Source organism: Bacillus sp. TH30 (assembly GCF_016650875.1).
GTDB lineage: Bacteria > Bacillota > Bacilli > Bacillales > Bacillaceae_G > Bacillus_A > Bacillus_A mycoides.
Genome location: NZ_JAEKEY010000002.1, coordinates 2025035 through 2037541 on the forward strand (window position 1 = coordinate 2025035; position 12507 = coordinate 2037541).

General features: G+C 36.0%; 16 protein-coding genes. 8 read left to right on the plus strand and 8 right to left on the minus strand.

Annotation, left to right across the window (positions count from 1 at the left end):
- The first annotated feature begins 199 nt into the window (after positions 1–199).
- Entirely contained in the window at positions 200–1288 is a 1089-nt protein-coding gene (locus tag JFU20_RS12595; RefSeq protein ID WP_002010342.1) for an aromatic acid exporter family protein, read from the plus strand.
- Between the two features lie 13 nt (positions 1289–1301).
- Here JFU20_RS12595 and JFU20_RS12600 read toward each other — a convergent pair whose 3' ends face one another.
- From JFU20_RS12600 to JFU20_RS12615, 4 genes are all read right to left on the minus strand, one after another.
- Positions 1302–3062 carry an ABC transporter ATP-binding protein gene (locus tag JFU20_RS12600; RefSeq protein ID WP_201038660.1) on the minus strand — a complete coding sequence of 587 codons (1761 nt, stop codon included), beginning with the start codon at positions 3060–3062 and terminating at the stop codon, positions 1302–1304.
- Positions 3063–3116: 54 nt separating this feature from the next.
- Positions 3117–3647, minus strand: coding sequence for a nucleoside tri-diphosphate phosphatase (gene ntdP, locus JFU20_RS12605; RefSeq protein WP_000506630.1), 531 nt, complete (start codon positions 3645–3647; stop codon positions 3117–3119).
- Positions 3648–3966: 319 nt separating this feature from the next.
- On the minus strand, positions 3967–4221 hold the full coding sequence (locus JFU20_RS12610; protein WP_002010338.1) for a YgaB family protein: 255 nt from the start codon (positions 4219–4221) through the stop codon (positions 3967–3969).
- 187 nt (positions 4222–4408) lie between these two features.
- On the minus strand, positions 4409–4690 hold the full coding sequence (locus JFU20_RS12615) for a gamma-type small acid-soluble spore protein (RefSeq protein ID WP_201038661.1): 282 nt from the start codon (positions 4688–4690) through the stop codon (positions 4409–4411).
- A 125-nt stretch (positions 4691–4815) separates the two neighbouring features.
- Here JFU20_RS12615 and JFU20_RS12620 point away from each other — a divergent pair, with 125 nt between their 5' ends.
- Positions 4816–4992: a hypothetical protein gene (locus tag JFU20_RS12620; RefSeq protein ID WP_185949914.1), complete on the plus strand. Its 177-nt coding sequence runs from the start codon at positions 4816–4818 to the stop codon at positions 4990–4992.
- Between the two features lie 238 nt (positions 4993–5230).
- On the opposite strand, the gene mutY is transcribed toward JFU20_RS12620, so the two are convergent.
- Positions 5231–6328: an A/G-specific adenine glycosylase gene (gene mutY, locus JFU20_RS12625; RefSeq protein WP_002091125.1), complete on the minus strand. Its 1098-nt coding sequence runs from the start codon at positions 6326–6328 to the stop codon at positions 5231–5233.
- Positions 6329–6477: 149 nt separating this feature from the next.
- Between mutY and JFU20_RS12630 the strand changes: the two genes are divergently transcribed.
- The gene (locus tag JFU20_RS12630) at positions 6478–7458 is read left to right on the plus strand and encodes a metal-dependent hydrolase (RefSeq protein ID WP_002010329.1); all 981 of its coding nucleotides are present in this window, start codon (positions 6478–6480) and stop codon (positions 7456–7458) included.
- Between the two features lie 24 nt (positions 7459–7482).
- On the opposite strand, the gene JFU20_RS12635 is transcribed toward JFU20_RS12630, so the two are convergent.
- Positions 7483–7749, minus strand: a complete 267-nt coding sequence (locus JFU20_RS12635; protein WP_002010328.1) for a YfhJ family protein — start codon at positions 7747–7749, stop codon at positions 7483–7485.
- A gap of 122 nt (positions 7750–7871) precedes the next feature.
- On the opposite strand from JFU20_RS12635, the gene JFU20_RS12640 reads away from it, so the two are divergent.
- Both JFU20_RS12640 and JFU20_RS12645 read left to right on the plus strand, forming a co-directional pair.
- Positions 7872–8030 carry a small, acid-soluble spore protein K gene (locus JFU20_RS12640; protein WP_002010326.1) on the plus strand — a complete coding sequence of 53 codons (159 nt, stop codon included), beginning with the start codon at positions 7872–7874 and terminating at the stop codon, positions 8028–8030.
- A 32-nt stretch (positions 8031–8062) separates the two neighbouring features.
- Complete coding sequence (locus JFU20_RS12645) at positions 8063–8215, plus strand: YpzG family protein (RefSeq protein ID WP_002010325.1); 153 nt, start codon at positions 8063–8065, stop codon at positions 8213–8215.
- 62 nt (positions 8216–8277) lie between these two features.
- Here the strand turns inward: JFU20_RS12645 and JFU20_RS12650 are convergent, their stop codons facing one another.
- Together JFU20_RS12650 and recX are read right to left on the minus strand one after the other, a co-directional pair.
- Entirely contained in the window at positions 8278–8595 is a 318-nt protein-coding gene (locus JFU20_RS12650) for a YfhH family protein (protein WP_002010323.1), read from the minus strand.
- A gap of 9 nt (positions 8596–8604) precedes the next feature.
- On the minus strand, positions 8605–9417 hold the full coding sequence (recX, locus tag JFU20_RS12655; RefSeq protein WP_002029629.1) for a recombination regulator RecX: 813 nt from the start codon (positions 9415–9417) through the stop codon (positions 8605–8607).
- Positions 9418–9498: 81 nt separating this feature from the next.
- Between recX and JFU20_RS12660 the strand changes: the two genes are divergently transcribed.
- The 3 genes from JFU20_RS12660 to JFU20_RS12670 all read left to right on the plus strand — a co-directional run bounded on the left by JFU20_RS12660 (position 9499) and on the right by JFU20_RS12670 (position 12480).
- Complete coding sequence (locus JFU20_RS12660; RefSeq protein ID WP_002010320.1) at positions 9499–10404, plus strand: TIGR01777 family oxidoreductase; 906 nt, start codon at positions 9499–9501, stop codon at positions 10402–10404.
- Between the two features lie 147 nt (positions 10405–10551).
- A complete protein-coding gene (locus tag JFU20_RS12665) occupies positions 10552–11682 on the plus strand; it encodes an amidohydrolase (RefSeq protein WP_002010318.1) in 1131 nt (376 codons plus the stop codon).
- A 240-nt stretch (positions 11683–11922) separates the two neighbouring features.
- Positions 11923–12480, plus strand: coding sequence for a GNAT family N-acetyltransferase (locus JFU20_RS12670; RefSeq protein ID WP_002091129.1), 558 nt, complete (start codon positions 11923–11925; stop codon positions 12478–12480).
- Positions 12481–12507 lie beyond the last annotated feature (27 nt).

A 12507-nucleotide genomic window follows, 5' to 3' on the forward strand; every position in this document is an offset into this window, starting at 1 on the left:
TGAAACCTGCTGAAATTCAGCAGGTTTTTTTATTAAAGAATAGATGTTTAAAGAGAATTTGGAGAAATTATAAATTGATTGTAATTTATTTATTAAACTTTTTAACGTCACTAAAATATCACTTGCTAACATATTGTAATGAATGTATAGTATCATGTTGTACATTCATTATGACAAGAGAAAGGATATCAATAAGGGTATGAAACTTGGTGCTCGCATTTTAAAAACGGGTATTGCCATTACATTAGCTTTATTTGCTTGTATTTTACTTCAATTACCGAGTCCAGTATTTGCGGGAATCTCAGCTATCTTTGCTGTTCAACCGTCTGTATATCGCTCGTATTTAACAGCTCTTGAGCAAATTCAAGCAAACGTAATTGGTGCTGTATTCGCTATCGTATTTGCTACTGCTTTTGGACATAATCCTTTTATTATTGGATTAACGTGTATATTAGTAATTGCTCTTACTTTACAATTACGCTTAGAAAAAACAATATCAATCGCTTTAGTAACAGTTATCGCCATTATGGAGTATCAAGGCGAAGATTTCTTTAATTTTGCCTTACTTCGATTCGCGACGATTATGATTGGAATTATTGCGGCTTCACTTGTAAATTTAGTATTTATGCCGCCAAAATATGAAACAAAACTTTACCATCGCATCGTTGATAATACAGAGGAAATTGTTAAATGGATTCGTATGAACAGTAGGCAAGCTTCTGATTTTACAACGCTAAAAACCGATATTGATCGCATGAAAGAAAAAATGATTAAACTAAATCATTACTATTTGCTGTATAAAGAAGAAAGAAGCTATACGAAAAAAATACAATTCGCGAAAATTCGTAAGCTCGTTTTATTCAGACAAATGTTAGCGACAACAAGCCGCGCTTTAAGCACGTTAAAGTCATTGCATCGCACTGAAAATGAACTGCGCTACATGCCAGAAGAGTTTCAGGAATCTATTCAAAACGAACTTGATTCATTAACGCATTATCACGAACAAGTGTTATTAAAATTTATTGGTAAAGCAAAGAAACAACAATCTGTTGAAATGCTTGATGAAGTTGAAACAGGTAAACAAGAATTGATTGATATCTTTATGGATTATCAAAATAAGGACGATGAGGAAGCATATAAAATATGGTTACATCTCTTCCCTCTTATTTCTTCAATTATTAACTACAGTGAGGAAGTAGAGCATTTAGATTTACTTGTGGATAGCTTCTACACATACCATAAACCAGAGAGTGAACTCCAAATCGAAGATAAAAAAGAAGACGAATAAAAAACAGCTCCTTTTACGCTAAAGGAGCTGTTTCTGTTATATGCTGAAGTTGATATAGATTGTAATAAAATTCCCTCTTTTTCATTAACTCTTCATGAGAACCCTTTTCTTTTATTTCACCATCTTCAACATAAATAATTGTATCGACATGCGTAATCGTCGCTAATCGGTGTGCAATGATAATTGTTGTCCGATCTGCAGCTAACGTTTGCAGTGCCTCTTGAATATATCGTTCATTTTCTAAATCTAAAGCGGAAGTTGCTTCATCTAATATAAGTAAAGACGGATTCTTTAGAAAAACCCGTGCGATTGCTACACGCTGTCTTTGTCCACCAGATAATTTCACACCACGTTCCCCAACAACAGTATCATAGCCCTCTGGCAACTCTGTAATAAAATTATGAATTTGTGCAGCTTTGGCAGCTGAAATCACTTCCGCCTCTGTAGCTTTCGGATTGCCATATAAAATATTAGCCCCGATTGTATCACTAAATAATAAATTATCTTGTAGCACAATTCCAATATTACTACGCAAATTTCTCATATCATACTTTCTTACATCTATCCCGTCTATATAAACTGCACCTTCAGAAACATCGTAAAAACGCGGAATTAAACTAGCAAGAGATGACTTTCCTCCTCCGCTTGCCCCTACAAGCGCAACCTTCTCTCCCGGGCGCATAGTTAATGACAGATTATGCAATATCTCTTTTTCATCCGCATTATAACGAAAAGAAACATTATCAAATATAACTTCCCCATCTAGCCTTTTCGTTTGCACCGCATTTGGCACATTAACAATATCGTATTTTTCATCCAACAATTCAAACACTCGATCCATCGAGGCGAAAGACTGTGTTAATGTTGTAGATGAATTAACAAGGCGACGAAGCGGACTATATAAACTATCCATATATCCAACAAAAGCAACCATCGTACCCAGTGTTAACGCCCCTTGAATTACCTCATATGCCGCAAAACCAATAACAAGTAACGGCCCTAAATCCGTTAACGTATTCACTACCGAAAACGTTCTCGCCGTCCAACTCGTATGAGTTAGTGCTTTCGTTAAAAATTCATTATTTCTCTTTTCAAACTGTCCTCTTTCATATTCTTCTAATGCAAAACTACGTGTCACTTGCATCCCTTGAATACGTTCATGTAAATACCCTTGCATAGTTGCTAACGCTTGCGAGCGCTCTTTCGTCAATTTTCGAAGGCGCCCGAAAAAATATTTCACTGCAACTACATAAATAGGTAAGATTAATAAAGCAACAAAGGTTAATTTTATATTCATAGAAAACATAACGATAATGGCAATAACAATTGTTGCAGTATCTAACCAGACATTCATAAGACCAGTAATTACAAAGTCCTTCGTTTGTTCTACATCATGGATTACACGTGAAATAAGCTCCCCTGTTTTTGTGTTCGAATAATAACGTAAGCTCAATTTTTGCAAGTGCCCAAAAATGTATTTTCGTAAATCGTATAGTATTGTATTGGCAATGCGCTGCGCGAAATATTGACGATAATATTCTATCGGCGGTCTTACTACTGCAAAAATAAAAAAAGCAATCCCAATTGCGGTTATTAATTGAGACGTTTTTTCTTGAAGCGATCCCGTACCTTGAATAACATCATCAATAATATACTTTAATAACCATGGCATAATAAGCGGGATACCGAACTTCACAAGACCAATAATAATTGTAATAGCAATAAGCCATCGATATGGTTTAACAAATTGTAAATATCTTTTTATACCTTGCACATAATCCCCCCTCTAATAGGACAAACCTGCCGGGAAATTCCCTGCAGGTTTGTTTTAATTTCTGTACATTAAATATCTTTCGTACCACATATCTACGAAATCCGGTGCGAATGGACCTTTTCTTTGATGAATCCACTGTGTTAAATGTGCTACATTTCGTTTTAAAATTGTATCAATAACAGGTGGATACTGCATGATTTGACTATGCTTTTCATACTCATCTTCATCCAAAAGTGTATATGTCATATCTGGATACACTTTAATGTCTAAGTCGTAATCAATATACTTTAATGCTTCAGAGTCATATGCAAAAGGAGAACTTAAATTACAATAATAATATACTCCTTCTTCTCTCAGCATTCCAATTACATTAAACCAATAATTAGCATGGAAGTAACAAATCGCAGGTTCGCGAGTAACCCATGTTCGACCATCTGATTCCGTAACTACTGTACGATCATTTGCTCCGATCACAAGGCTCTGCGTCCCTTTTAAAATTGTTGTCTCTTCCCACATTCTATGAATGGAGCCATTATGTTTATAACTATGTATTTGTACCTTTTCTCCTTCTTTGGGAAATCCCATATATGCTCCCTTCTTTCAACCGCAAATGCTTTTCTTAAGTTGTCTTAACTACCCCTTGAACTGCATTCACTTTTTTTCTATTATAACTTTTTTGTCAAAATTTTAAAACTAAAGCGATAGGACACTTGTTTTCATGAGGAATATAATGAAGTTTGTATTATTGAATACCACATCACTAACCCTTTTAACGAAGGAACATTTCCTATGAATTAGCAATACTTATTTTAGAAGATTAAACGAAGATATAACAAAAAGAAAAGCCCCCTCACCTCTGTTTAAGAAAGGACTTTTCACCTAAAATCAACAACATATCTCACCCTTAATTTGAAATTATTTTTTCGGTTTCAAAAGATTGAATCACATTATTCGTTTGCTGTTCAAATTTTTCATGCAAAAGTTTTAATGCTATTTCTGTTCTGTATATTTCTTGACGGATAAAATGCAATTCTTTTTTATCGCACGTATCCCTTCCACTCATTTCAATTTGCTGATACTTCTCTAAATGTGATTGTAACTTTAAAAGCTCATCCATCGTTTCCAACTGCTCTCCTACCAACTTATCAAAATCGTTCATCACTTACCCCCTTTTTGATTCATTCGCCAGTTATAATTCCTATTACATATTTCTAATCGTGAACTTCTTTCTCCTTTGACTATATTTGTTGACTTATTAGAAGTTATGTCGTTCCCTTTATTTCCATTACAGTGACACGCACACAAAGAAAACACTTCTCTCGAATTGGAGAAGTGTTTTTCTTTCATTACTCGTTTGAACTAGAAGATTGTGATTGTTTTGCAGCTGATTGTGCATTTTGTTTTTTCACTGCATGCACATCTGTTTCAGTTGCAAACTCTGTACCATAACTAGCATTTGCACTTTGAGCAGCAGAAGCTTGTGCTTTCTGTGCCTCTGATTGTGCGTTCGCTTGTTTTACTGCTTGTACATTCGTTTCAGTTGCAAACTCTGTACCATATCTAGCATTTGTACTTTGAATGCTAGCACCAGAAGTTGCCTTATTATAACCTTGTTGTTTTTTACTCATCTTTCTCACCTCCACAATCAATAATGTAACCAATTCACTTAGAAGTTATCCCTAATTTTCTTTTTAAAAATTCACGTATATATCTCTTATCACTCATTCAAACTACATATGATGGAGGTGGGAATATGTATACTGGACGTGATATGACTGAGCTAACTATGATTTCCAAAAATGAATGGAATGAGGATGAATTAGCTTATTTTCATCATTCATTTCAGCAAATTATGCCTTATCTAAATGTAGAGGGACAAACGATTTATAAAGAAGTTGTGAAAGAAATCGAGTCTCGGGGCGGATTATAAACGCGTGGATTTTCAACCTCAAAATACAAATTTATTTTCAATATAAAAAACGTGTTCCAAAGTTCTGGAACACGTTTTTATTATTTATCCCGCTATTCGCCGGGCAGTAAGACCCCACCTCAAAATGCAGCGAAAGCAAAGAAGTTAGGTTGGGGCCTTGCTGCCCATAAAAGCCCGATTGGTGAAGGCTAATAATCAGTGGGGGATGAAGAAAACCCCCACTGATTAAAGTTTCACTTTACTGCATTGTAATTTTCTCAACACACTTTTCGTAAATTGTACGATGTGATTTCGAGAAAGGTAACTGTTCAAACGCTTCTTTCGATACAAACTTTAATGTATCCGTTTCGACAATATTACCTGTTACTTTTCCGTAAAATATGAAGATATCCCAAGTACGATGTGTAAAAGTATGTTGTACATTCATCGCGTATTCATCAATAGAAACAGAGAGATCAAAGCTCTCCTTCATATAATCCGTAAGCTGTTGTTTTTGATTACGAATACCTTCACTTAGTTCAATATTCGGGAACTCCCACATATTAGCCAGTAATCCCGTACTTGGGCGTTTATTAATTACGTAACGGCCATCTTCAGTTTGAAGTACTCCCGCAACGAGCGGTACCATTGTAGGTGCTTTCGCTTTACTCTTCACTGGTAGTTCTTTTTGAACACCTTCAGCATACCCTCTGCAATGTTCACGTACAGGACAAAGTAAACAAGATGGATTTTTCGGTATACAAATTAATGCCCCTAATTCCATCAAACCTTGGTTAAAATAAGATGGATTTTCTATAGAAATAATTTCACGCACAATCTCTTCAAAAACTTTTCTCGTTTTCGGTTTTGCAATATCATCCCACACTGATAAAATACGAGATAATACGCGCATAACATTTCCATCAACCGCTGGCTCTGGTATGCCATATGCAATACTTAAAATGGCACCTTTTGTATATGGTCCCACTCCTTTTAATTTTTCAATTTTCTTTACATCGCTCGGTACTGTCCCGCCGTATACTTCTTTTACCTCTTTTACTGCAGCATGTAAATTTCGTGCTCTAGAATAATAACCTAAGCCTTCCCATGCTTTTAATACTTCTTCATCATCGGCAGTTGCTAGCGCTTCAAGCGTAGGAAACTTCCCCATAAAATTTGCGTAATATGGTTTTACAGCCTCTACCCTTGTTTGCTGTAACATAATTTCTGAAACCCAAACACGGTATGGATCTTTATTTTTTCGCCACGGTAAATCACGTTGTTCTTTTTCAAACCAACCAATTAAATCATTTTGAAACTGTTCTATGTTAAACTCATTTAATATTTCAAGTGTCAAACTTGATCCCCCTCATTTTTTTGCATATACGTACTATTATAAAGATTTTAGGAAAAAATTTAAGTAAGATGACATAGGAAATAGAAGGCAAAGGACTTGAGGTATCGAATAAAAAGAGTTACATTAATAAAAAACGGAGGTGGATTTCTATGGACACAGCCACTCACCTTGTTATGGGCGTTACTCTAGGCAGTTTGGCAACATTAGATCCAGCTATAGCACAAAGTGATATTGGGCCACAAGCAGTGATGCTTGCAACAATTGCCGGTTCCAATATTCCTGACATCGATACAGTTTTAAAATTGCGTAATAACGCTAAATATATAAGAAATCATCGCGGGATTACTCATTCCATCCCTGCAGTGATCCTTTGGTCACTCCTTATAAGCGGCATCTCTTTCGCCTTCTTTTCAGACGCTCCCTATCTGCATCTACTACTTTGGTCATTTATTGCCGTCTTTCTTCATGTCTTTGTGGATATTTTCAATGCCTATGGTACACAGGCATTAAGGCCCTTCACAAAAAAATGGGTAGCGCTCGGCATAATTAATACGTTTGATACTGTCATTTTCTTTATCCATATACTAGCTATCGCCTGTATGCTTGTCGGAGCACATAAAGGCTATACTGCTTTAGCAGCGTATATATTAATGTTTGTTTACTACATTGGGCGCATTATGATGCATCGAAATATCAAAAGCGTAGTATACAAACGTTTCAAAAATGTAGAGAAAGTAATTATTTCTCCTTCTTACAAATTTTATCATTATCATTTAGCCGTCGTTACAACTGAACATTACTACGTCGCAAGATGGCACCGCGGTAACATCCTTGTATACGACAAATTCGATCGCGTACCGTTCCCGAATACCGCCATTATGCAAGCTGCTGTGCGAGATGAAAATATATCTGCTTTCTTATCTTTCTCGCCTGTATATCGCTGGGATATTTTCGATTATGATAACTATTATGAAGTTCGATTTATTGATTTGCGGTATCGAAGTAAAGATTATTATCCATTCGTCGCAATCGTTCAGCTCGATCAAAATTTAAATATTATTAGTTCATATACAGGATGGATTTTCAGCGAAGAGAAACTTCGAAAGAAACTGGAATTGCTTCCACATTAAAAAAAGCGACCTACGTCGCTTTTTTTAATGTTTCAAATGATCTTCTTGATTGATTAAATGGCTATACTTCGGATTATTTGTACGCATTTCATGAAGGCGCCCTCCATGATTATTAACCCATGTTCGTACCACTTGTTCAGTCATTTCCTCACCTTGGTAACGACCTGATTTAGCATAAGTTGTTCGGAAATCTTCCCACAGTAATTCAACCCATGCACGAGCTTGTGCGTAAGAAAGGTTGTCATTTTTATCTAATAATTCTTTCGTTAATGTTTCATAAATATCATTCATGTTCTATTCTCCTTTTACCTATTTATTCCCTTAATTTCTAAAGGATAGTTTCTTCTATTTTGCACATTCTATAAGTGATACTTCTTAAAGAGGTATCAACTGATAATGAGGGGGCGTTCTTAATGGGTAGACAAGCCGAATTTTGGTCTGAGTCAAAAAACAACAGCAAAATCGACGGTCAACCGAAAGCGAAATCACGCTTCGCTTCGAAACGACCTAACGGCACAATTAACACGCACCCACAAGAGCGTATGCGTGCTGCAAATCAGCAGGAAGAGTAGTACAAATTAAATTCCTACACGAGGTGATAAAGATGAGCTACCGTGACCATTTAGATCGTCGTTCTGAATTATTTAACCATACGTGGACTCGTCCAAAACATGCGAAGGCGCAAGTTAACGGACAGACGCAACAAACCCAGTCTCTCATTATACTGGCAAACGAATGTAAAAAACGCCAATTTTAGAATCTCCTATCTCCTTTAACGCCTACCAAAGATGAAAACCAGAGAGATTCGCTCTCTGGTTTTTATTTTTCTTGCAATAGGGAAATTGGTATTCCAATCTCTTCATTATCATGTTGCTTATATCCCCAAGCAAATACCCCATTGAAATACGTAATTTTAAATACCACACCAGGTTCTTCTACTAATTCATATGTCTCACCAATATGGAATTTATTTATATCTATCATATAAGCACGAGCCATAGCCATTTTTCTCATTAATACATCGAATTCATTTACAATTCCAAGTTGCTCAGCCTTTACTGCTTGCTCCTTCAAAACCCCAATTTCTTCCCTTAGCTCATGTGGTGTCATTTCACTGTAGCGTTTTGGCGTACCCATCTTATTTCCTCATCCCTCTTCACGTTTCATTTGTAAAAATATATCTATCTCATCAATAGAGAATCCTTTTCGATATAACGCTTGCTTCACCTTATTTTCGAATGTCCAACCATCATACTTCTTATATTTCTCATAATATTTATTCCCATGATAGTGTAACGCTTCTTGTTGCTGTTCGTCATCTTTTTCGTCTTTCAATTCTTCCAAGCAAATTTGAATCACATCTCTAGAATATCCTTTACGAACAAGCATTTCATCTAACTTTAGCTTCATTTGTAAAAATGAATGCTTTTGATAAGATTTTTTCTTCTTTTCTATAAGAAACAAAGCATTCTCCATTTGCTTCTCCTTTGGATACTCTTGTAAACTATGTGTAATGATTAAATCCTGAACACCTTTACTTAATAGCCCTCTCCTAATAACAGTTGGACCTTTTTGATTCACATTACTTTGCGTTCGCACGTATGAAATAGCGTACTCTTTATCATTAATATATCGATCATGTAATAATTTCGAAACGACTTCAGAGATGATGGCCTGTCCCACTTCTTTTTTTCGTAAGAAATCTTCTATTTCTTGTTTTGTTCTCATTTGATAGGATAAATAGGAAATCGCTTGTAAATATGCTTTTTGTACCTCTTCATTGTACAAAATATTCCCTAACGCTACTTCATCAATTTCTAAGCCTTTTTGTAACCCATGTTTCATTAAGATTGATTGATTCACACTAAACCCGTACTCTTCACCTTGACCTTTATCAATATAAATATTAAATCGTTCTTTCGATCGTTTTTGCACTTCTATTTTTGTAATGACAGTCATACTCTCACCTCTCTATTATTTTAACATAGTCAAGGAACGTTTTTTCTTTTCGAGAATATATATAATGAGGAGGAAATAATTGTGAAAATCGCAATTTCTGGTGGCTCTGGCTTTATAGGCAAATCCCTTTCTAGTTTTTTTATTCAAAGGGGATTTACTGTTTACATTCTTACTCGAAAAAAAATTACTGAAACTTCACACACTAACCTTCAATACGTACAGTGGACACCGGATTTACAGACCTTCCCTCTCTCCTCTATCGATGTAGTTATTAATCTAGCTGGAGAATCTATTAATAGTAGATGGACAAAAACACAAAAAGAATTAATTTTAAACAGTAGAATTCAAACAACAAAAGGACTCATTAAACAATTACAAACCCTTGAAACAAAGCCACACACATTTATTAATGCAAGTGCCATTGGATACTATGGGACATCTGAAACCGAATCTTTTACAGAACAGCAAGAGACTTCAGGAGATGACTTTTTAGCAAACACAGTATATTTGTGGGAGCAAGAAGCATCTAAAGCCCGCTCCATTGGAATAAGAACTGTCTACACAAGATTTGGAGTCGTATTGGGCGCAGATGGAGGAGCTCTTCCAAAAATGCTACTTCCCTATCAATTATATATCGGCGGTACACTTGGATCTGGAAACCAATGGTTATCATGGATTCATATAGACGATGTCGTTCGCATGATTGATTTCATCATTCACAAAAAAGAAATTGACGGACCTTTTAATATTACAGCGCCAACGCCAATACGGATGAAAGAGTTCGGTGAAATTATTGCCACTATAACTAGGCGACCTCATTGGCTACCTGTTCCTTCATTTGTACTTCGCGCTTTACTCGGTGAGATGAGTATACTTGTATTAGAAGGGCAACATGTATTACCCAATAAAGCTATTAAACATGGATATCAATACACATTTCCAACAGTTAACCATGCATTACAAAATATCCTCTTGCATACAATGTAGTACTTTTAAAATACAGTTTTACGGGTAGTCTATCTCCTCCAAGAATTCTTACTTTTTAAACACCGGAGCATTACTACACGAAAAACCTTTCAGTTACTTTGTCTAAACCTATTCTACACATTACAAGGTGACGGAAATGAGGTCTCTATGAAAATATTGCTCAAACAAGCCATTGTATATCCTATTACATCCCAAAAGTTTCAAGGAGATGTACTCGTTATAGGAGAACGCATTGCCGCGGTCAAACCTCATATTGATACTACTCAGGATATGACCGTTATAGATGCACGAGCTCTTCATCTCTTGCCTGGATTTATTGATGTTCATACTCACCTTGGCCTCTACGATGAAGGTACTGGTTGGGCTGGTAATGATGCAAATGAAACATCCGAAGTTTCAACACCACATATCCGTTCTTTAGACGGGATTCATCCTTTTGATATTGCATTTCAAGACGCTGTACAAAATGGTGTTACGACTGTTCACGTGATGCCCGGAAGCCAAAACATTATCGGCGGTACTACTTGCGTAATAAAAACTGCTGGAACTTGTATTGATCATATGATTATTCAGGAACCTGCTGGTTTAAAAATTGCCTTTGGAGAAAACCCTAAAAAGTTCCATAGCAACGGTACAAAAGAATCAATAACACGTATGGGAATTATGGGGTTACTTCGTGAATCATTCTATGACGCACAACACTACGGGCATGAAGCTGATTTTCGAATGCTACCTATTTTAAAAGCACTCCGCCGAGAAATACCGGTACGTATCCACGCTCACCGCGCAGATGATATCACTTCAGCTTTACGCTTTGCGACAGAATTCAATCTTGATTTACGTATTGAACATTGTACAGAAGGACACTTTATTGTTGAAGAGCTTTCGAAACACAATTTAAAAGTTTCAGTTGGACCTACTCTTACGCGACGTTCGAAAATCGAACTTAAAAACAAAACGTGGGATACTTATCATATTTTATCGAAAAATGGAGTAGAAGTTTCTATTACAACCGACCACCCTTATACACCAATTCAATATTTAAATGTTTGCGCTGCCATTGCAGTAAGAGAAGGATTAGATGAGAAAACAGCGTTGGAAGGAATCACTATTTTCCCAGCTCGAAATTTACGTTTGGAGGATAGAATTGGAAGCATTGATGTTGGAAAAGATGCTGACCTCGTGTTATGGACACATCATCCTTTCCATTATTTAGCCAAGCCTGTACTCACTATGATTGACGGAAAAATAATTTACAAAAAAAATAAAAAAAACTAGTTTATTTTTTTGACTAGATACAGTATTATACGATTATAAACTGAATGAAACCATAATCAATTTGTGTCGTGATTATCATTTTCAAATTGATGAATGGGGAAGGCAAATGGTGCGCCACCAGCGTTAGAAACTGGTTCTAGTGGGTTCGATTCCCACCCCGAAATTTTTTAAAGATTGATATAAAAATTTCGAGGGTGGGTGCTTTTTCGTCATGCTACCCTCGTGTGAGGAGGAGTTAGTGTGTTGAAAAAACGCGACTTACACGACAGCCACGTTCTATACGAATTAATGGTGGATCCTGCTGTCTTCCCTTTTGTGCGTCAAAAGGCCTATTCTTATGAAGAATATTTATTTTTAACGAAACAAACAATCGAAGCCGAAGAGCGTGGAGAATTAATCTCACGCACAATTTTAGATGAATGGGGTAACCCCATCGGCACAATTACTTTATTTGATGTGCAAGAAAAAGCTGGATTCCTCGGAACTTGGCTTGGCAAACCATATCATGGTAAAGGATATAATAAATTGGCGAAAGATTCATTTTTTAGCGAACTTTTCTATGAATTAGATATTGAAACGATTTTTATGCGTATTCGTAAAATAAATATTCGGTCTATTAAAGCTGCCGAAAAACTACAATATGTAAATCTAGCAAACGAAACAAGAAAAGCCGTTTATGATGAAATTAACGCGCATGAAGAAGTATATAATTTATATGAAATTCCAAAAGATCAGTATACACTTGCAACAATGCGAGATACAACATTCCAAGAAGCACACCAATTAAAAGAGGCGTAGTCTAAAAATTCAGAAATGATAATTAAT